The organism is Herbiconiux sp. 320_LB (genome assembly GCF_059691755.1).
The window spans coordinates 53,391-71,790 of the sequence record NZ_JCAWAD010000003.1 but is presented as its reverse complement, the minus strand read 5'-3'; the positions used below and the strand labels follow the sequence as shown (position 1 = coordinate 71,790).

The window sequence follows — 18,400 nt, the reverse complement described above, 5'->3', positions numbered from 1 at the left end:
TTCGTTCGGCAGCCCATCATCCGTTTCATCGACCCCGACCCCAGGAGTGCACCGTGCCACGCGAACGCGGAGAGAAGGTCGTCGCGACCAACCGCAAGGCGCGACACGACTACACGATCGAGGACACCTACGAGGCCGGCCTCGTCCTCACCGGCACCGAGGTGAAGTCCCTTCGTGAGGGGCGGGCGTCGCTGGTCGACGGCTACGCCTTCATCGACGGCGGCGAGGCGTGGCTGGATGCGGTGCACATCCCCGAGTACAACCAGGGCACCTGGAACAACCACCCGCCACGTCGCAAGCGCAAGCTGCTGCTCCACAAGGAGCAGATCCTCAAGATCCACAACAAGACCAAAGAGGGCGGTTACACCCTCGTGCCGCTGAAGCTCTACTTCAGCGACGGACGCGCGAAGGTCGAACTCGCGGTCGCCAAGGGCAAGCGCGAGTACGACAAGCGGCAGGCGCTGCGCGAGCGGCAGGACAAGCGCGAGGCGGATCGCGCCATCTCGAGCCGCCGCAACCTCGGCGACTAGTCCGGCGTCCGGGCCGGCGGCGGCTCCGACATCCGGCCCGTCCCTGGTGACGCCGAACCGCTCTCAGAGGGCGTAGCCAACCCCTGTCAGGCGCTCGGCCTCGGTCCAGAGCCGTCGGGCGACGGCGGGATCGCGCGCGTACTGCTTGGCCGTGACGACCGCGGGGCGCCCCTTCAGCTGGCGCCAGCCGTTCGGCCCCCAGTACTGGCCACCGGCCGCTCGGTCGTCGGTCGCGGCGGCCACGATCGGCCAGGCCCCCGCATCCTTGCCCTGGGCCATCACCTGGGAGGCGGCCCGCACGAGCGTGCCGGCCGTCTTGGGCGTCGGCAGGATGTCGCGGTGCGGCGCCAACTGGTCGATCGCGAAACCGGGATGCGCGACCAGGCTCGCGAGCGGCGACCCGGCCGCCCGGAGTCGCCGGTCGAGCTCGAAGGCGAAGGTCATCACGGCGAGCTTGGAGCGGCCGTAGCTGCGGAACTGCTTGAAGCGGCCGTGGTCGCTCTGCAGGTCGTCGAGGTCGAGCTGGTTGAACTCGTGGCTGATGCTGCCGAGGCTCACCACCCGTGAACCCGGGTGCGCCTGCAACGCCGGCAGCAGCCGGCCGATCAGGGCGAAGTGGCCCAGCAGGTTGGTGCCCATCATCGTCTCGAAGCCGTCGACCGTCTCGGTGCGGCCGCCGCCGGTCGAAAGGATGCCCGCGTTGGCGATCAGGGCGTCGATCCGGGGGAGTGCGGCGAGCTCGGCCGCGCCCTGCTCGACCGAGGCCAGGTCGGCCAGATCCACCCGCACGAACCGGGCGTCGGCGCCGGGGACGTTCCGTTCCAGCGAGGCGAGCGCGGCTTCGCCCTTCTCCGGGCTCCGGGCAGCGACCACCACGGAGGCGCCGGCGGCGGCGAGCTGTTCGCTCGCCCAGTAGCCGAGGCCGCCGGTGCCCCCGGTCACGACGTAGGTGCGCCCGGAGAGCTCGGGCAGAGCGGGCGCGTTGGAGACGGGGGCCATCAGAGCGCTCCGCTCTCGGCGCGGAAGCGCGCGTGCACGGCCGCCTCGATCTCGATCGCGCTGGGCCGCAGTTCCATCCCGCCGCCGCCCGGAACCGACTTGGCCGAGGCCATCAGGGCCATCGGCCGGCCCCCACCCGCGGCGACCGGGTCGTCGAGCAGCCCCGGATCGGAGAGCGAGAGCGCGGTGAGGCCGCCGAGGCCGAGCGCGTCGGCGTATTCGCGGGCCTTGGTCAGCGCATCCTCGATCGCCTGATGCCGGGCCTCGGTGTGGAGCACGGCCTCGGTCTCGCGGGAGAGCAGCCACTCGATCCCGTCGACGGCGATGCCCTCGCGGATGGCGACGACGTCGATCCACTCGGAGAGCGCCTCGAAGTCGTCGAACTCGGCGTCGACGAAGACGGCGCTGTGGAACTCAACCGGGAGGCGGGTGCCGTCCTGGCTCCAGGGGCGCTGGCCCCAGACCCTGATCTGCTCGGAGTGCCAGCTGACCACGGGCCCGTGATCCTCGTCGAGGATCGAATCGAGCGAGCCGGTGAGCGACTCGTGGGCGGCGCGGGTGGCCGCGAGCACGCTGTCGCGCTTGGACCCCTCGAAGCCGACGCCGATACGCACGCGGGCTCGTTCCGGGTTCCGTCGCAGGCGACCGTGGCCGGCGACGGTGATGATGGTCTCTGACATGCCTCAACGATATTCCATGCGGTATAGTCGAAGGCTGCGCGGGATTCGTCCCGGGCGGTGTTCACAACTCAACAGCGTGCGACAGCGACCCACCGCGGGGATGATCGGTTTCGACATTGCCTGCGAAACTGCGAGAAGCGGGTCGAGGATGCGGGGTTATCTCGTTAACGCCCTCCGCAAAATATAAGTGCCAATTCAAACAGCACTGTTGCGGCCAAGAAGGCCACCTTCGCCCTCGCGGCCTAGGTCTTCCTTCCTAGCTAAATAGCAACTGTCGGTCCGGGAATGCTCTCTACCCGGGTTCCGGCATTATCTAGAGAGATTGCTGCGTGGTCGTGCCTCAGGGCCACGCGGGACTTGCACTGGGACTGGGCTCGTCGACCTAGATGCCTGTAGCAAAGGTCGGAGCCGAGTAGAACGCCTCAACAGGCTACGCCCGTAGAAGGCGCAGAATCACAGCGATGGACGGGGGTTCAATTCCCCCCATCTCCACCACCCGGCCGCTGTCGCACGTTGTTGACACTCTCCCCGTCGGAGGCCTGCGGCCCCGAGCGTCGCTTCGACGACTCTCAGGGGAGGGTGACCGGGAGGTCATAGGGCGGGCGGCGCAGGTTGGGGTCGGCCTCGCGGATGCGGCGGAGGAACGCCGCCACCGCCGGCAGCTCGTCGTCGGCGAGAGGCGCGGCGAACTCTTCGCGCACGACCTCCAGCACGTCGTCGGTCGCGGCCTCGAACGCGGCGCGGCCCTTCGCCGTCATGCGGATCAGGCTCACCCGCCGGTCGCTCGCCGACTGCTCGCGGTCGACCAGGGCGGCCTTCTCCATGCTGCCCACCAGGTTGCTCGCCGATCCGCTGCTGTAGAGCAGGGTGCGCGAGAGCCCGGTGACCGACAAGCCCTCCTCGGGCCCGGTGCTGAGGTTGTAGAGCACGTCGTACTGCGCCCAGGTGAGCCCCGCGGAGGCCCGGAGCCGTTTCTCGATCAGGCGCATCACGCGCGTGTAGCTCAGCACGAAGTCGGCCCAGACCTCGAAATGCGCGGTGTCCAGCGGCGGCGGGGTGGTCATGCTCTGATGTTAGGCCACGGCCTCGCCGGTCGGATCCGGCGCCCCTTCGTCCTCCAGCGCGTCGCCGCCCAGCGGATCCTCGTGCCAATCGACCTCGATCCAGCCGGTCTCGGTGGACTCCAGCGTGACCATGCCGGTGTTCTCCAGGCCGTGGGTGCGGCTGAACTCGGCGTCGACGTTCTCCGACGACCAGGCGGCCCAGGTGCGGATCGCGGCGCCGTGGCTGACGATCGCGACCGTCCCGTTCGGGAACTCCTCGCGGATCGCGGCGACCGCGGCGTCGTAGCGGGCGTAGAACTCGGTGCCGTCCTCGCCCCCGGGGATGCGGGCGGAGAAGTCGGTCCACCACGCGAACAGGGTGGTCAGGTAGGTCTTGACAGCCTCCTTGTCGGAGCGGCCCTCGAGATCGCCGGCCGTGATCTCCTGCAGCCCCTCGAGCACGACGGGCGTGATGCCGCGGGCGGCGGCCAGGGGCGCGGCGGTCTCCTGCGTGCGCACCATCACCGAGGTGAAGATCGCATCGATCGGCACGCCCTCGAGCGCTCCCGGCACCGCGGCGGCCTGGGCCCGGCCCAGGTCGGTCAGCCCGGGGCCCGGGATGGCGGTGCCGAGCTCGCCCCGCACGTTGTCGATCGTCTGGCCATGGCGGATCAGGAGAAGTCTCATCGTCGTCAGTCTAGAACCGGATGCTGCCAGGACGGGAGGTGAGAATCGCTCGACTCCCGCTATGCTGGCTCCGTATCGGAGAAATGCTCATGATCAGGAGTCGCCATGTCCCGCATCCGCACCCACTCTCGCAGCCGTCGTCGCCGCCCCGTCGCGCTGCGCCCCGTGGCGGCCGTCGTCGCCCTCGTCGCCGCGGGGTCACTCGCGGCGTGCTCCGGCGGGGGATCGGCCGGCGGCTTCGACGCCGTGCAGTCCGCGACCGTGCAGATCGAGTCCGAGGGCACCTTCGCGAATCCGGAGGACGGGCAGAGCGCCGAACAGGCGGGCCTCGGCTCTGGCTTCCTGATCTCGGCCGGCGGCCTGATCGTCACGAACAACCACGTCGTCGCGGGTGCCGGCACCACGAAGGTCACGATCGGCGGCGGAGGAGACGTGCACAACGCGCGCCTGCTGGGTTCCTCCGAGTGCCTCGACCTGGCCGTCGTCAAGGTCGAGGGCGGCCGGTTCCCCTTCCTCACCTGGCAGAAAGACGACATCACCACGGGGGAGAAGGTCTACGCGGCCGGCTTCCCGCTCGGCGACCCGGCGTTCACGCTCACCGAGGGCATCGTGTCGAAGAACGACACCGCGGGCCGCACGGCCTGGGCCTCGATCGATCACATCATCGAGCACGACGCCAAGATCCGGCCGGGCAACTCGGGCGGGCCCCTGGTCAACGCGCAGGGGGAGGTCGTCGGGGTCAACTACGCCAGCGTCGGCGAACTCGACTCCAACTTCGCGATCCACCGTGACGAGACCCGGGAGGTGCTCGACAAACTGATCGCTGGCGACGACGTGCAGAGCCTCGGCGTGAACGCGCAGGCACTGCCCACCGACGACGACGGCAGCCCGGTCGGCGTCTGGGTCAGTTCGGTCAAGGCCGGGTCGCCGGCCGACGCGGCGGGCATCCTGCCGGGCGACGTGCTGCTCCGGATGGCCGGCACCACCCTGGCCGCCGACGGCACGCTCGAAGAGTACTGCGACGTCATCCAGACCCAGGGCGACGACGGCACGATCGACGTCGACGTCTACCGCCCGTCTGAGGATGCGTTCTACCGGGGCCAGTTCAACGGCTCCGCGCTGGAGAAGGTCACCGTCCCCGGTGTCGGGGCGTCCTCGGCCGGAGGGGACGACGGTCGCGAGTACACCACGATCACCGACGACACCGGAGTGCTGAGCGTCGACGTGCCGGTCGACTGGGTCGACGTCGACGGCGCCTCCTTCTCCGGCCCGGGCGGCCACGAGTTCCTCGACGTGCGGGCCAGCACCGACCTCCGGGCCTTCGAGGAGACCTGGGGCACTTCGGGTGTCACCCTCTCGGCCGCGGAGGCCGCGCCCGACCTGACGCCGGATGCGATCTTCGACACCTTCGCGGGGCTGACCGCCCAATGCACCCCGGTCAAGGCGGATGCCTATTCGGACGGCGTCTACGAGGGCCAGTACCGCTACTTCAGCTCCTGCGGCGGCCGGAGCGACTACGTGATCGTGGTCGCGCAGCCGAGCGATGCGAGCTACGTGCTCGTCGTCTCGGTGGCGATCGCGGATCCGGCCGACCTCCCCGCCATCGAGCACGTCATGAGCAGCTTCGCGGCGAACATCTGAGCTCGGGGCGGGCCGGGACGACCGGCGCCCGGCGACGCTGTTAGCGTGGTCGGCAGAGGAGGGACCACCATGACCACGCTCCATCGAGGAAGGCGCTCCGGCGGCCGGACGGCGCTGGCGCTCGTCGGCCTCGTCGCCACCCTCTCGCTCTCGGCGTGCTCCCTCTACCCCGAGGATGCGTCGGCCGTGGTCACCGGCACCTGGTCGACCGATCAGCCCGCCGACGCCGAGCTCACGCTGCTGCCCGACGGGAAGGTCACGGGTTCCGACGGCTGCAACAGCCTCACCGCCACCTGGTCGGCCGGGCAGAAGGGCGTCATCACCCTCGCCGAGCTCTCGGCCACGTCGATGTTCTGCGAGGGCGTCGACACCTGGCTCGCGAAGGCCTTCACCCTCACGATCGCCGACGACGTCGCCACGGTCGCCGATCAGTCCGGCGCCGAACTCGGCACCCTGCACCGCTAGCCGTCTGCGTTCACGACGCGCGGATGATCCCGAGCACCGCCTCGTGCAGCAGCCCGTTGCTCGCCACGGCGCTCCCGCCCCACGGGCCAGGCGTGCCCTCGGCCGAGCTGAACCGCCCGCCGGCCTCCTCGACGATCGGGATGAGCGCCGCCATGTCGTACGGCTGCAGGTCGAACTCGGCCGCGACCTCGAGCTGGCCCTCCGCGACCATCATGTACGACCACATCTCGCCGTAGGCCCGCGTGCGCCAGACGGCCCGGGTGAGGGCGGTGAGCTCGGGCAGCCGCCCCTCCTCGTCCCAGCCCTTGAAGCTGTTGTAGCTGATCGAGGCGTCGGCGAGGTCGGCGATCCGGGATGCGCGGATCGCGCGCACCGCATCCGTACCCCCGTCGAGGGCATCGGTGGTGAAGGCGCCGAGGCCCCGTGCACCCCACCAGCGCCGGCCCAGCGCCGGCGAGCTCACGACGCCGACGACCGGCTCTCCGTCGACGACCAGACCGATCAGCGTCGCCCAGACGGGCACACCGCGCACGTAGTTCGCCGTGCCGTCGATCGGGTCGATGATCCACTGCCTCGTCGACTCGCCCTCGGTGCCGAACTCCTCGCCGAAGACGGAGTCGCCGGGGCGCTCGCTCGCGAGCCCGGCGCGGATGGCCTGCTCGACGGCCTTGTCGGCATCCGACACCGGGGTCATGTCGGGCTTGGTCGTGACCTCGAGGTCGTTCGCCCGGAACCGGGCCCGGGAGACCTCGTCGGCCCGATCGGCGAGCCGGAGCGCCAGGGCGAGATCGTCGGCGAGGGACGGCGACGAGGGCGTGGAGCCTGCAGAGGCGGACGAGAGCGGGGAACCGGCAGAGCCGGTCGCGGCAGAGGAGAGCGAGGACGCAGCGGCGGCGGAGGACGAATCGGTCACCCGTCCAGGCTAGAGCAGCGCCCGTCCCGGCTGAAGCAGCACCCGCTCAGGCCGTGTGCGCGATCAGCTTCTGCAGCGATTCGAGCCGTGCACGCCCGCTCTCGCCGAGCTCGCCCGCCTCGACCCGGTCGACGATCTCCCAGTCGTGCGCCTCGGTCAGCGGGATGCCGCCGGGCGGCGGCCCTTCCGGCACCCGGGCGGTCGCCGCGAACGACTTCAGGATGTTCGCCGGGTCGACGTGACCCAGCCCGAACGAGCGCACGCCCGGGGTGTCGATGATCCAGCCGGTCCGCCCGTCAGCCGCCCGCAGGCGCAGACAGATCGTCGAGGAGGAGGTGTGCCGGCCGCGACCGGTGACCGTGTTGACGACGCCGGTCGCGCGATCGGCGCCGGGCACGAGCTGGTTCACCAGGGTCGACTTGCCGACGCCGGAGTGCCCGACCGTCACGGTGGTGTGCCCGACCAGCAGCTCGTTGAGCTCGTCGATCGGCACGTCGTCGCGCGACAGCGTGATCACGCGGATGTCGAGGCACGCGAATTCGGCGAGCAGCTCGGCGGGGTCGGCGAGGTCGGTCTTCGTGATGCAGAGGATCGGGGTGATGCCGGCGTCGAACGCGGCCACCAGATAGCGGTCGATCAGCCGGGCGCGCGGCTCGGGGTTCGCGGCGGCGACCACGATCAGCATCTGGTCGGCGTTGGCCACGATCACCCGCTCGACGGCGTCGGAGTCGTCGGCCGAGCGCCGCAGCAGCGTGCTGCGGTCGTGGACGCGGACCACGCGGGCGAGCGTGCCCACCTCGCCCGAGGCGTCGCCGACGAGATCGACCCAGTCGCCGGTGACGATGGGGGTGCGGCCGAGCTCCCGGGCTCGGGAGGCGGTGATCTCGCGCTCCTCGGGCGTGTCCTCGCCGACGAGCACCGAGAACCGGCCGCGGTCGACCGTCATGATCCGGCCCGGCACCGCGTCGTCGTGGGCCGGGCGGGTCTTCGTGCGCGGCCGGTTGCCCTTCGGGTTGGGGCGCACCCGGATCATCGATTCGTCGAAGGCGTCGAACTCGTCCTCGTCGTCTCCGTCGCCGTCGGTCCACCAGCTCATGCGGGCGCCGGCAGGATACTCTTCCACAGCTCCGGGAACTGGGGCAGGGTCTTCGAGGTGGTGGCGATGTCGTCGATCAGAACCCCGTCGACGGCGAGGCCGATGATCGCGCCGGCCGTCGCCATCCGGTGGTCGGCGTAGCTGGACCAGACCCCGCCGTGCAGCGGCCGCGGGGTGATCGCGAGACCGTCGGGCAGCTCGGTGACCTCGCCGCCGAGGTTGTTGATCTCGGTTGCCAGGGCCGCGAGCCGGTCGGTCTCGTGGTGCCGGATGTGACCGATGCCGGTGATCTCGCTCGGCTCCTCGGCGAGGGCCGCCAGGGCGACGATCGCGGGCGCGAGTTCGCCGCCGGTCGAGAGGTCGATCGAGATGCCGCGGATGACGCCGGTTCCGGTGACCGTCAGGCGATCCCCGTCCTGCGTCACCGTCGCCCCGAGGAGGGGCAGGATCGTGGCCAGGTCGGCGCCGACCTGCGTCGTCTCGGCGGGCCAGCCGCCGATGGTGACGCTGCCGCCGGCGACGAGGGCGGCCGCGAGGAAGGGGGCTGCGTTGGAGAGGTCGGGCTCGATGTCGACCTCGCGGCCCGCGATCTCACCGGGAGCGACGCTCCAGTGGCCGTCGCCGTCCGAGCTCGCGGTCACCCCGCGGGCCTGGAGCGCCGCGAGGGTCATGTCGATGTGGGGCTGGCTGGGCAGGCGGGACCCCTCGTGCCGGAGCTGCAGGCCGTCGTCGAACCGGGCCGCGCTGAGCAGGAGCCCGCTGACGAACTGGCTCGAGGAGGAGGCGTCGATCGTCAGCGCGCCGCCGGCCACCCGGCCGCTGCCGTGCACGGTGAAGGGGAGCGCCGCGCGGCCGTCGTCGCCGATGTCGACGCCGAGCTCGCGGAGCGAACTGATCGTGGTGGACATCGGGCGCCGGCGCGCGCCCTCGTCGCCGTCGAAGGTCGTCGGCCCGAGCGCGAGCGCCGCGACCGGGGGGAGGAAGCGCATGACCGTGCCGGCCAGGCCGCAGTCGATCGTGGTGCTGCCGAGCAGCTCCTCGGCCGGAGTGATGGCGAGGTCGGCTCCGTAGGCGCCCTCGCCGGCGACCGGGGTGATGACCGTGCCGAGCGAGCGGAGCGCCTCGACCATGAGGTCGGAGTCGCGCGAGTGCAGGGGCGCGCGGAGGAGCGACGGGCCGGAGGCCAGCGCCGAGAGGACGAGCTCGCGATTTGTCAGCGATTTCGACCCCGGCAGGGTCAGCACGGCATCGATCGGCCCCCGGGCGCGGGGCGCCGCCCAGTGCTCCTCGGCGACGATCGGACTGTCGTCGCCGTAGGGATTGAACTGCGGCGTGGAATATCTGGAAACGGGCATCGGTTATGAGAATAGTCGGACCGAGGATCACTGGGAGGTGGAGCACGCTGATGGCAACCGCACTGCTGACCGCACCGGTCGTAGACTGGGCGCTGATGAGCACTCCCACGCCAGATCCCGTCACCCCTGACGACGTCGCGCCCGATCCCGTCACGCCGGATCCGCGCGCCCTGTTCGAGGAGCAGGCGATCCCGTTCCTCGACCAGCTCTACGGCGCCGCGCTGCGGATGACGCGCAACCCGAGCGACGCGCAAGACCTGGTGCAGGAGACCTTCGTCAAGGCCTACTCCGCGTTCGCGCAGTTCGAGCAGGGCACCAACCTCAAGGCGTGGCTGTACCGCATCCTGACGAACACGTTCATCAACACCTACCGCAAGAAGCAGCGCGATCCCTACCAGGGGTCGACCAGCGACATGGAGGACTGGCAGCTCGGCACGGCCGAGTCGGTCACCGCCTCGCTGTCCAGCCGCTCCGCCGAAGCCGAGGCGATCGACCACCTGCCGGACAGCGATGTCAAAGAGGCGCTGCAGTCGATCCCCGAAGACTTCCGTCTGGCCGTGTACCTGGCCGACGTCGAAGGCTTCTCCTACCAGGAGATCGCCGACATCATGAAGACCCCGGTCGGAACGGTCATGAGTCGCCTGCACCGAGGCCGGCGACTGCTCCGGGGTCTCCTCACCGATTACGCACGCGAGCGCGGCCTGGCCGTCGCGACGACCGTCAAAGGGAGCAAGAAATGACTGACTGCGGCTGCGACAAGGCCCAAGCCGAACTCGAGGAGTATCTCCGCAACGAGATCTGTCGAACGGATGCGGCGGAGATCCGTGCGCACCTGGAGACCTGCGAGGGGTGTCAGTCCGAGCTCCACATCGGCATCGTGCTCACCCAGACCGTCCAGCGCGCCTGCAAGGAGACAGCCCCCGACGAGCTGCGCGACCAGCTCCTGGCACGGCTCCGTGCGGTCCAGCTGAACTGAGGCCCACTGAGAACGGCCCCGATCCCGCGTGTGCGGGTCGGGGCCGTTCTCGTCTGCGGGGACCCGCTAGCTCAACGCGCGGGCGATCAGGTCGGACTGCTCGACGGCGTGACGCTTCGCGCTTCCGGCGGCGGGGGAGGCCGCAGCCGGGCGGGAGACGACCGAGATGGTGCGGCCGTCCAGTCGCGAGGCGAGCTCGGTGCAGATGAAGGGCCAGGCGCCCTGGTTCTGCGGCTCATCCTGCACCCACACCAGTTCGGCGTTCGGGTACTGCTCGACCACGGCGTTCAGCTCTTCGAGGGGCAGCGGGTAGTACTGCTCCATCCGCACCAGCGCGATCGCGTCGTTCGGGTTCTTCTGCAGCTCGCTGGCGAGGTCGTAGTGCACCTTGCCCGCGTGCAGCAGCACCTTGGTCACCGCGCTCCTGTCGCTGATCCGCGCGTCGTCGAGCACCGGCTCGAAGCGGCCCGAGGTGAGCTCCTCGACCGAGCTCGTCGCACCGCGTAGCCGCAGCATCGCCTTCGGGGTGAAGACGATGAGGGGCTTCCGGGGCCGGGCGTAGGCCTGGCGACGCAGCAGGTGGAAGTACGACGCCGGCGTCGAGGGCCGGGCCACCGTCATGTTGTTCTCGGCGCAGAGCTGCAGGAACCGCTCGATCCGGGCGGAGGAGTGGTCGGGCCCCTGGCCCTCGTAGCCGTGCGGCAGCAGCAGCACGAGCGACGAGCGCTGGCCCCACTTCTGCTCGGCCGAGGAGATGAACTCGTCGATGATCGTCTGGGCGCCGTTCGCGAAATCGCCGAACTGCGCCTCCCAGAGCACCAGCGCATCCGGCCGCTCGACCGAGTAGCCGTACTCGAAGCCCATGGCCGCGTACTCGCTGAGCAGCGAGTCGTAGATCCAGAACCGGGCCTGGTTGTCGGAGAGGTTCGCGAGCGGCAGCCACTCCTGGCCGTTCTCGCGGTCGTGCAGCACGGCGTGACGCTGCACGAAGGTGCCGCGCCGCGCATCCTGACCGGCGAGACGCACCGGGGTGCCCTCGGTCAGCAGCGAGCCCAGCGCCAGCAGCTCGCCGAAGGCCCAGTCGATGCCGCCGCTGCGGCTCATCTCGAGCCGCTTGGCCAGCAGCTGCTGCAGCTTCGGGTGCACCGAGAAGCCCGCGGGCGGGTTGTCGAAGGCGTCGCCGACCAGCCGGATCGTGTTCTCCGACACGGCGGTGTCGAAGGGCGTCTTCTCGCTGTCGTCGCGCTGGGCCTCGGGGCGCTCGAGATCGGCGACCGCGTTGGTGTCCTCGGTGATGACCGGGATGGACGAGGTCTGCGCGGCGTGGGTCTCGGCGAAGGCGCGCTCGAGGCGGTCCTGGAAGTCGCGGTGGGCGGCCTCGTACTCCTCCTCGGTGATGTCGCCGCGGCCGACGAGGGCCTCGGTGTACAGCTTCCGCACCGAGCGCTTGGCCTCGATCAGGTTGTACATCAGCGGCTGGGTCATCGAGGGGTCGTCGCCCTCGTTGTGCCCGCGCCGGCGGTAGCAGATCAGGTCGATGAAGACGTCGCGGTGGAACTGCTGGCGGTACTCGAACGCGAGCTGCGCCACCCGGACGACCGACTCGGGGTCGTCGCCGTTCACGTGGAAGATCGGCGCCTGGATGGTCTTCGCCACGTCGGTCGAGTAGACCGAGGTGCGCGACTCGGACGGGGGAGTCGTGAAGCCGACCTGGTTGTTGATGTTGACGTGGATGGTGCCGCCGGTGCGGTAGCCGCGCAACTGCGACATCTGCAGCGTCTCGACCACGACGCCCTGACCCGCGAGGGCGGCGTCGCCGTGGATGAGGATGGGCAGCGTCGAGAAGGTGCCGATCGGCTTCCTGTCCTGCTTCGCCCGGACGATGCCCTCGAGCACGCCGTCGGCGGCCTCGAGGTGCGAGGGGTTCGCGGCCAGGTAGACCGGGATCTCCTTGCCGTCGGAGGCGGTGAAGGTGCCCTCGGTGCCGAGGTGGTACTTCACGTCGCCCGAGCCCTGCACGGTCCGTGGGTCCTGTGTTCCCTCGAACTCGCGGAAGATCTGACCGTAGGTCTTCCCGGCGATGTTGGTGAGCACGTTGAGGCGACCGCGGTGCGCCATGCCGATGGCGACCTCGTCGAGGCCCTCCTCGGCCGCGCCCTGGATGATCGCATCCAGCAGCGCGATGGTCGACTCGCCGCCCTCGAGCGAGAACCGCTTCTGGCCGACGTACTTGGTCTGCAGGAAGGTCTCGAAGGCCTCGGCCTCGTTGAGCTTCTCGAGGATGCGCATCTGCTCGTCGTGGCCGGGCTTGGCGTAGGGGCGCTCGATCTTCTCCTGGATCCAGCGCCGCTGCGCCGGGTCCTGGATGTGCATGTACTCGATGCCGATCTTGCGGCAGTACGAGTCGCGCAGCACCCCGAGGATGTCGCGGAGGTAGGCCTGGCGGGTCAGCCCGAACTCGCCGGTCACGAACTCGCGGTCCAAGTCCCAGAAAGTCAGACCGTGGTTGGCGATGTCGAGGTCGGGGTGGGTGCGCTGGCGGTACTCGAGCGGGTCGATGTCGGCCATCAGGTGGCCGCGGACACGGAACGCGTTGATCAGCTCCTGCACGCGCGCCGTCTTGTCGATCGCGCTGGCCTCGTCGACGCTGATGTCGGCGGCCCAGTGGATGGGCTCATAGGGGATGCGGAGCTCGGAGAAGATGTTCTCGTAGAAGGAGCGCTCGCCCAGCAGCAGCTCGTGCACCTTCTTCAGGAACTCGCCGGACCCGGCGCCCTGGATGACGCGGTGGTCGTAGGTGCTGGTGAGCGTGATGACCTTGCCGATACCGAGGTCGGAGAGCACCTTGGGCGAGGCGCCCTGGAACTCGGCGGGGTACTCGAGGGCGCCGGCGCCGATGATCGCACCCTGCCCCTTCATCAGGCGGGGCACGGAGTGGACCGTGCCGATGCCGCCCGGGTTGGTCAGGGAGATCGTGGTGCCCTGGAAGTCGGTGGCGGTGAGCTTGTTGGCCCGGGCCCGGCGCACCAGGTCTTCGTAGGCCGCGAGGTACTCGTTGAAGCTCATCGTGTCGGCGCGCTTGATGCCCGGAACGAGCAGGGCCCGCGTGCCGTCCGGCTTCGGGATGTCGATCGCGATGCCGAGCCCGACGTGGGCGGGGGCCACGACGGAGGGCTTGCCGTCGACCTCGTCGTAGTAGACGTTCTGGCTCGGGAACTCCTTGAGCGCCTGCACCAGCGCCCAGCCGATCAGGTGGGTGAAGGAGACCTTGCCGCCACGCGAGCGGCGGAGGTGGTTGTTGATGACGATGCGGTTGTCGATCAGCAGCTTCGCCGGGATCGAGCGGACGCTCGTGGCCGTGGGGACGGTCAGGCTCGCATCCATGTTGGTGGCGAGGGACTTCGCCATGCCGCGGAGCGGGGACACGACGTCCTTCTCCGCCTCCTCGGCGTCCTGCTCCGAGGTCGACCGGGCGGCGGGCGCCTCGGCCGGGATCGGCTGCGGCTTGGCCTCGAGGCTCGTGGTCTTGGCGACCGGCTGCGTCGCCGGGGCCGGAGGGACGTCGCCCTGGGCCGGTGCGGCCGCCGGTGTTGCCGGAGCGGAGGCCGGAGAAGCCGGAGTGGCAGAAGTGGAAGCCGCTGAAGCGGCAGTCGCACCCGCGGTCTCAGCCGGACCTGCCGCATCCGAACCCGCCTGGCCGGACACGTGGGAGCGGTAGCTCTCCAGAACCGGCCACCACGACTTGTCGACCGAATCCTTGTCGGCGAGGTACTGCTCGTACAGCTCGTCGACGAGCCATTCGTTTGCGCCGAATTCTCCTGATGCGCCTTCGTCGGTGCTCGTACCCGTCACTTGGCTAGCCAAAGCCTCTCGCCCACTTCCCGTTACGTCACATGTGGCACGTGTCGGTGTCTGCTGCGCTGCTGTTCACGCGTGGACACGTGCAGCATCAACCCTAAACCTTCCTCGGTGCCCGTCGGGTCACGGGCGGGGAGGATTAGCGTGTTCCCATGGAGTTCTATGGCGGCCCCGGCCGAGACGACCTGACCTATTCCGACGTCTTCCTGATCCCGTCCAGGTCGGCCGTGACCTCGCGCCTGGACGTGTCGCTGGCGCCGGAGGACGGCACGGGGGCGACGCTCCCGATCGTCTCGGCGAACATGAACTCGGTGACCGGCCCCCGGCTGGCCGCGACCCTGGCCCGTCGGGGCGGCCTCGGGGTGCTGCCGCAGGACATGCCGCTGCAGGAGTTGGCGGCTGCGATCCGCTGGGTGAAGGACCAGCCGGTCGAGTTCGACACCCCCTTCGACTTCGGGCCGGGGCAGACGGTCGATGAGGCCCTGCTGCAGGTGCCGGCGGTGGCCGGACAGGGGATCGTGCTGCACGAGGCCGACGGCTCGTACCTCGGCTGCATCGCCGCATCCCGGCTCGCGACGGCCCTGCCGGATGCGCGGCTCGGCGACCTGCTGCAGGCCACCCAGCTGCACGGGGCGCTCACCTCGCTCTCGGCCGACGACATCGACGGACCCCGGGAGGCCTTCGACGCCATGGTGGCCGCCGACATCGAGTTCGCACCGGTGCTCCGGCACGGCGCGGTCATCGGCACGCTCAGCCGCACCAGCGCGTTGCGCGCCACGATCTACCGGCCGGCGCTGGATGCGGGGGGCCGGCTCCGCGTGGCCGCCGCGGTCGGCATCAACGGCGACGTCGTCGGCAAGGCGAAGGCCCTGGTCGCCGCGGGGGTCGACGTGCTCGTCGTCGACACCGCCCACGGCCACCAGGAGGGGATGCTCCGCGCGTTGCGCGCCCTGCGCCACGCCGAGCTGGGCGTGCCGCTCGCCGCCGGGAACGTCGTCACCGCGCGGGCGGTCGACGACCTCGTGGACGCCGGGGCGGACATCCTGAAGGTCGGTGTCGGCCCGGGAGCGATGTGCACGACCCGCATGATGACCGCCGTCGGGCGCCCGCAGTTCTCGGCGGTGCTGGAGACGGCCGCCGCGGCGCACGAGCGCGGTGCGCACGTCTGGGCCGACGGGGGAGTGCGCTACCCCCGCGACGTCGCCCTCGCGCTGGCCGCGGGAGCCTCCTCGGTGATGATCGGCTCGTGGTTCGCCGGCACGATCGAGGCGCCGGGCACGCTGCGGGCGGATGCCGACGGCCGGCTCTACAAGGAGAGCTGGGGCATGGCCTCGACCAAGGCCGTGCAGGAGCGGTTCGGCCGGCTGGACGCCTACGACCTGGCCCGCAAGACGCTGTTCGCCGAGGGCATCTCGTCGAGCCGGATCTACCTCGACCCGCTGCGCCCCTCTGTGGAGGACCTGCTGGACATGATCACCTCGGGCGTGCGCAGCTCGTTCACCTACGCCGGCGCCGCGACCCTGGCCGAGTTCCACGACCGCGCGCTGGTCGGACTGCAGTCGGCGGCGGGGTACGAGGAGGGCAAGGCCCTGCCGGTCAGCTGGTGAGCGCGGCTATACTCGACGGACAATGGACGACCCTCCCTCTGCGCAGTCCCTTCCCGTCCTGACGACGGTCGACGACGGTCGCCCCCGCCGTCCTGCTCCCGGCGTGAGCGAGGTGCGTCATGGTCTTTGAGTGGATCATGCTGGGCGTCGGGCTGCTGCTCACGGTCGGCACGGGCTTCTTCGTCGCCTCCGAGTTCTCGCTGGTCAACCTCGACCGCTCCGACCTCGAGGCGCGCACGGAGCGCGGTGAAAAGGGCCTCCAGCCGGCGATCACCGCCCTCAGGCACACCTCGACGCACCTCTCGAGCGCGCAGCTCGGCATCACGCTGACCACGCTGCTCACCGGGTACACGATGGAGCCGGCGATCTCGAGCCTGCTCCGTGGCCCGTTGATGGGGGTCGGCATCCCCGAGGGTGCGGTCACGCCGATCAGCGCGACCGTCGGCATCGCCTTCGCGACCCTGCTGTCGATGATCATCGGCGAGCTGGTGCCGAAGAACTTCGCGCTGGCGCTGCCGCTGAAGACGGCGAAGATCGTGGTGCCGTTCCAGCTGGTGTTCACCGCGGTCTTCCGGCCCGCGGTCAAGGTGCTGAACGGCAGCGCCAACGGACTGCTGAGGCTCGTCGGCATCGAGCCGAAAGAAGAACTGTCGGGCGCGCGCACCGCCGAGGAGCTCTCCTCCCTGGTCCGCCGCTCGGCGCTGGAGGGCAGCCTCGACGTCGACACCGCGACGCTGCTGAACCGCACGCTGCTGTTCTCCTCGCACGACGCCTCCGACGTGATGACCCCGCGCCCGCGGATCGTGAGCGTGCGGCGCGGCGAGAGCGCCGCCTCCGTGATGGAGCTCGCCCGCTCGACCGGGCACTCCCGCTTCCCCGTGGTCGACGAGGACATCGACGACATCGTCGGGCTCGTGCACGTCAAGCAGGCCGTCGCGATCCCGCGCGAGCGGCGGAGCGACGTGCCGGTCGTCGCGATCATGACCGAGACCATCCGGGTGCCGGAGACGATGACGCTCGACGTGCTACTCGGCGAGCTCCGCGGCCGCGGCTACCAGATGGGCGTCGTGATCGACGAGTACGGCGGAACCGCCGGCGTCGTCACCCTGGAGGACCTGGTCGAGGAGCTCGTGGGCGAGCTGGCCGACGAGCACGATCGCACCCGGGCCGGCGTCGTCCGGTCGCGCGGCGCCACCACCTTCCCGGGCATCCTCCGCCCCGATGAGCTCGCCGACCAGGCCGGCATCAGCGTGCCGGAGGACGGGCCGTACGAGACCGTGGCCGGATTCGTGATGAGCAGACTCGGGCGGCTCCCGGTCGTCGGCGACACCGTCGACCTGCCGGACGGCGCGCTGCGGGTGGAGCGGCTGGACGGCCGGCGCATCGACCGGCTCCGGTTCATCCCGGCCGACGACCGGGCGGATGCGACCCCGGGCGACTCGCCCGACCCCACCCCGACCGGTGCCGTTCCGGCCGACCCGACGCAGACCCCCTCGGAGGCCCGCAATGGCTGATTGGCTCGGCATCCTCTGGCTCGTGGTGCTGCTCGCGGGCAACGCCTTCTTCGTCGCGGCGGAGTTCGCCGTCATCTCCGCCCGCCGGTCGCAGATCGAACCGCTGGCCGAGCAGGGCAAGGCCAGCGCCAAGACCGCGCTGTTCGCCATGGAGCACGCGACGCTCATGCTCGCGACGACCCAGCTCGGCATCACGGTGTGCTCGCTGCTGATCCTCAATGTCTCCGAGCCCGCCATCCACCACCTGCTGGAGGGGCCGCTGCACCTGACCGGCCTGCCCGAGGAGGCGACCGGCACGATCGCCTTCGTCTTCACGCTGCTGCTGGTGTCGTTCCTGCACGTGGTGCTCGGCGAGATGGTGCCGAAGAACATCTCCTTCTCGATGCCCGACAAGGCGGTGCTGCTGCTCGCGCCCCCGCTGGTCGGCGTCGCGCGCGTCTTCCGCGTCGTCATCGTGGCGCTGAACGCGACCGCGAACGGGGTGCTGCGGTTGTTCCGGGTGGAGCCCAAGAGCGAGGCGGCGAGTGCCTTCACCCTCGACGAGGTCGAGACCATCGTCGAGCAGTCGACCCGCGAGGGCGTGCTCTCGGACCGCACCGGCACGCTCTCGGCCGCATTCGAGTTCACCTCGAAGACCGCGGCCGACGTCGCGGTTCCGCTCGAGTCGCTCGTCAGTCTCCCGGCCGACGCGACGCCCGCGGAGGTGGAGCGCGCCGTCGCCAAGTACGGGTTCTCGCGCTACGTGCTGCTCGACGACGAGGGTCTGCCCTCGGGCTACGTGCACCTGAAAGACGTCATCGACCTCGACGACGACGAGTTCGACGACCCGATCCCGGCCAAGCGCATCCGTCAGCTGCCCTCGATCTTCGAGAAGGCCGAGCTGGAGGATGCGCTCGCGTTCCTCCGCCGCTCGGGGGCGCACCTGGCGCGCACCTTCACCGAGTCGGGCGAGACCACGGGCGTTCTCTTCCTGGAGGACATCATCGAGGAGCTCGTCGGCGAGGTGCAGGACGCCACCCGGCGCACCTGACCGGTC

16 protein-coding genes and 1 other RNA gene are annotated in these 18,400 nt (G+C 70.3%); 9 read left to right on the top strand and 8 right to left on the bottom strand.

What is annotated here, in order from left to right; genetic code table 11:
* Positions 1-53: 53 nt before the first annotated feature.
* Positions 54-530, top strand: a complete 477-nt coding sequence (smpB, locus tag AC59HU_RS08330) for an SsrA-binding protein SmpB (protein ID WP_497222922.1) — start codon at positions 54-56, stop codon at positions 528-530.
* 63 nt (positions 531-593) lie between these two features.
* Here smpB and AC59HU_RS08325 read toward each other — a convergent pair whose 3' ends face one another.
* Positions 594-1,529: an oxidoreductase gene (locus AC59HU_RS08325; protein ID WP_497222921.1), complete on the bottom strand. Its 936-nt coding sequence runs from the start codon at positions 1,527-1,529 to the stop codon at positions 594-596.
* Positions 1,529-2,209, bottom strand: coding sequence for an SIMPL domain-containing protein (locus AC59HU_RS08320; RefSeq protein WP_497222920.1), 681 nt, complete (start codon positions 2,207-2,209; stop codon positions 1,529-1,531). Before AC59HU_RS08320 ends, AC59HU_RS08325 begins: the two co-directional genes overlap by 1 nt.
* Positions 2,210-2,305: 96 nt before the next feature.
* Between AC59HU_RS08320 and ssrA the strand changes: the two genes are divergently transcribed.
* Positions 2,306-2,704: a transfer-messenger RNA gene (ssrA, locus tag AC59HU_RS08315) on the top strand.
* 74 nt (positions 2,705-2,778) lie between these two features.
* Here the strand turns inward: ssrA and AC59HU_RS08310 are convergent.
* Together AC59HU_RS08310 and AC59HU_RS08305 are read right to left on the bottom strand one after the other, a co-directional pair.
* Positions 2,779-3,273, bottom strand: coding sequence for a MarR family winged helix-turn-helix transcriptional regulator (locus AC59HU_RS08310; RefSeq protein WP_497222919.1), 495 nt, complete (start codon positions 3,271-3,273; stop codon positions 2,779-2,781).
* 9 nt (positions 3,274-3,282) lie between these two features.
* Positions 3,283-3,939 carry a histidine phosphatase family protein gene (locus AC59HU_RS08305; protein ID WP_497222918.1) on the bottom strand — a complete coding sequence of 219 codons (657 nt, stop codon included), beginning with the start codon at positions 3,937-3,939 and terminating at the stop codon, positions 3,283-3,285.
* Between the two features lie 105 nt (positions 3,940-4,044).
* On the opposite strand from AC59HU_RS08305, the gene AC59HU_RS08300 reads away from it, so the two are divergent.
* Both AC59HU_RS08300 and AC59HU_RS08295 read left to right on the top strand, forming a co-directional pair.
* On the top strand, positions 4,045-5,580 hold the full coding sequence (locus AC59HU_RS08300; protein ID WP_497222917.1) for a S1C family serine protease: 1,536 nt from the start codon (positions 4,045-4,047) through the stop codon (positions 5,578-5,580).
* Between the two features lie 69 nt (positions 5,581-5,649).
* Entirely contained in the window at positions 5,650-6,045 is a 396-nt protein-coding gene (locus tag AC59HU_RS08295; protein ID WP_497222916.1) for an META domain-containing protein, read from the top strand.
* A 10-nt stretch (positions 6,046-6,055) separates the two neighbouring features.
* Here the strand turns inward: AC59HU_RS08295 and AC59HU_RS08290 are convergent, their stop codons facing one another.
* The 3 genes from AC59HU_RS08290 to aroA form a co-directional block, all read right to left on the bottom strand.
* Positions 6,056-6,826, bottom strand: a complete 771-nt coding sequence (locus AC59HU_RS08290; protein WP_497223488.1) for an inositol monophosphatase family protein — start codon at positions 6,824-6,826, stop codon at positions 6,056-6,058.
* A gap of 178 nt (positions 6,827-7,004) precedes the next feature.
* Entirely contained in the window at positions 7,005-8,054 is a 1,050-nt protein-coding gene (rsgA, locus tag AC59HU_RS08285) for a ribosome small subunit-dependent GTPase A (protein WP_497222915.1), read from the bottom strand.
* The gene (gene aroA / locus AC59HU_RS08280) at positions 8,051-9,409 is read right to left on the bottom strand and encodes a 3-phosphoshikimate 1-carboxyvinyltransferase (RefSeq protein ID WP_497222914.1); all 1,359 of its coding nucleotides are present in this window, start codon (positions 9,407-9,409) and stop codon (positions 8,051-8,053) included. Before aroA ends, rsgA begins: the two co-directional genes overlap by 4 nt.
* Positions 9,410-9,459: 50 nt before the next feature.
* Here aroA and AC59HU_RS08275 point away from each other — a divergent pair, with 50 nt between their 5' ends.
* On the top strand, positions 9,460-10,149 hold the full coding sequence (locus AC59HU_RS08275; protein WP_497222913.1) for a sigma-70 family RNA polymerase sigma factor: 690 nt from the start codon (positions 9,460-9,462) through the stop codon (positions 10,147-10,149).
* Positions 10,146-10,385 (top strand): zf-HC2 domain-containing protein, encoded by a 240-nt coding sequence (locus AC59HU_RS08270; RefSeq protein ID WP_497222912.1) that lies wholly within the window; start codon positions 10,146-10,148, stop codon positions 10,383-10,385. Before AC59HU_RS08275 ends, AC59HU_RS08270 begins: the two co-directional genes overlap by 4 nt.
* A gap of 66 nt (positions 10,386-10,451) precedes the next feature.
* On the opposite strand, the gene AC59HU_RS08265 is transcribed toward AC59HU_RS08270, so the two are convergent.
* Positions 10,452-14,249 carry a multifunctional oxoglutarate decarboxylase/oxoglutarate dehydrogenase thiamine pyrophosphate-binding subunit/dihydrolipoyllysine-residue succinyltransferase subunit gene (locus AC59HU_RS08265; protein ID WP_497222911.1) on the bottom strand — a complete coding sequence of 1,266 codons (3,798 nt, stop codon included), beginning with the start codon at positions 14,247-14,249 and terminating at the stop codon, positions 10,452-10,454.
* 146 nt (positions 14,250-14,395) lie between these two features.
* Between AC59HU_RS08265 and guaB1 the strand changes: the two genes are divergently transcribed.
* The 3 genes from guaB1 to AC59HU_RS08250 all read left to right on the top strand — a co-directional run bounded on the left by guaB1 (position 14,396) and on the right by AC59HU_RS08250 (position 18,394).
* On the top strand, positions 14,396-15,850 hold the full coding sequence (gene guaB1 / locus AC59HU_RS08260) for a GMP reductase (protein WP_497222910.1): 1,455 nt from the start codon (positions 14,396-14,398) through the stop codon (positions 15,848-15,850).
* A 119-nt stretch (positions 15,851-15,969) separates the two neighbouring features.
* Positions 15,970-17,364, top strand: coding sequence for a hemolysin family protein (locus AC59HU_RS08255; protein WP_497222909.1), 1,395 nt, complete (start codon positions 15,970-15,972; stop codon positions 17,362-17,364).
* On the top strand, positions 17,357-18,394 hold the full coding sequence (locus AC59HU_RS08250) for a hemolysin family protein (RefSeq protein WP_497222908.1): 1,038 nt from the start codon (positions 17,357-17,359) through the stop codon (positions 18,392-18,394). The genes AC59HU_RS08255 and AC59HU_RS08250 overlap by 8 nt, the downstream gene beginning before the upstream one ends.
* The last annotated feature ends 6 nt before the right edge of the window (positions 18,395-18,400 follow it).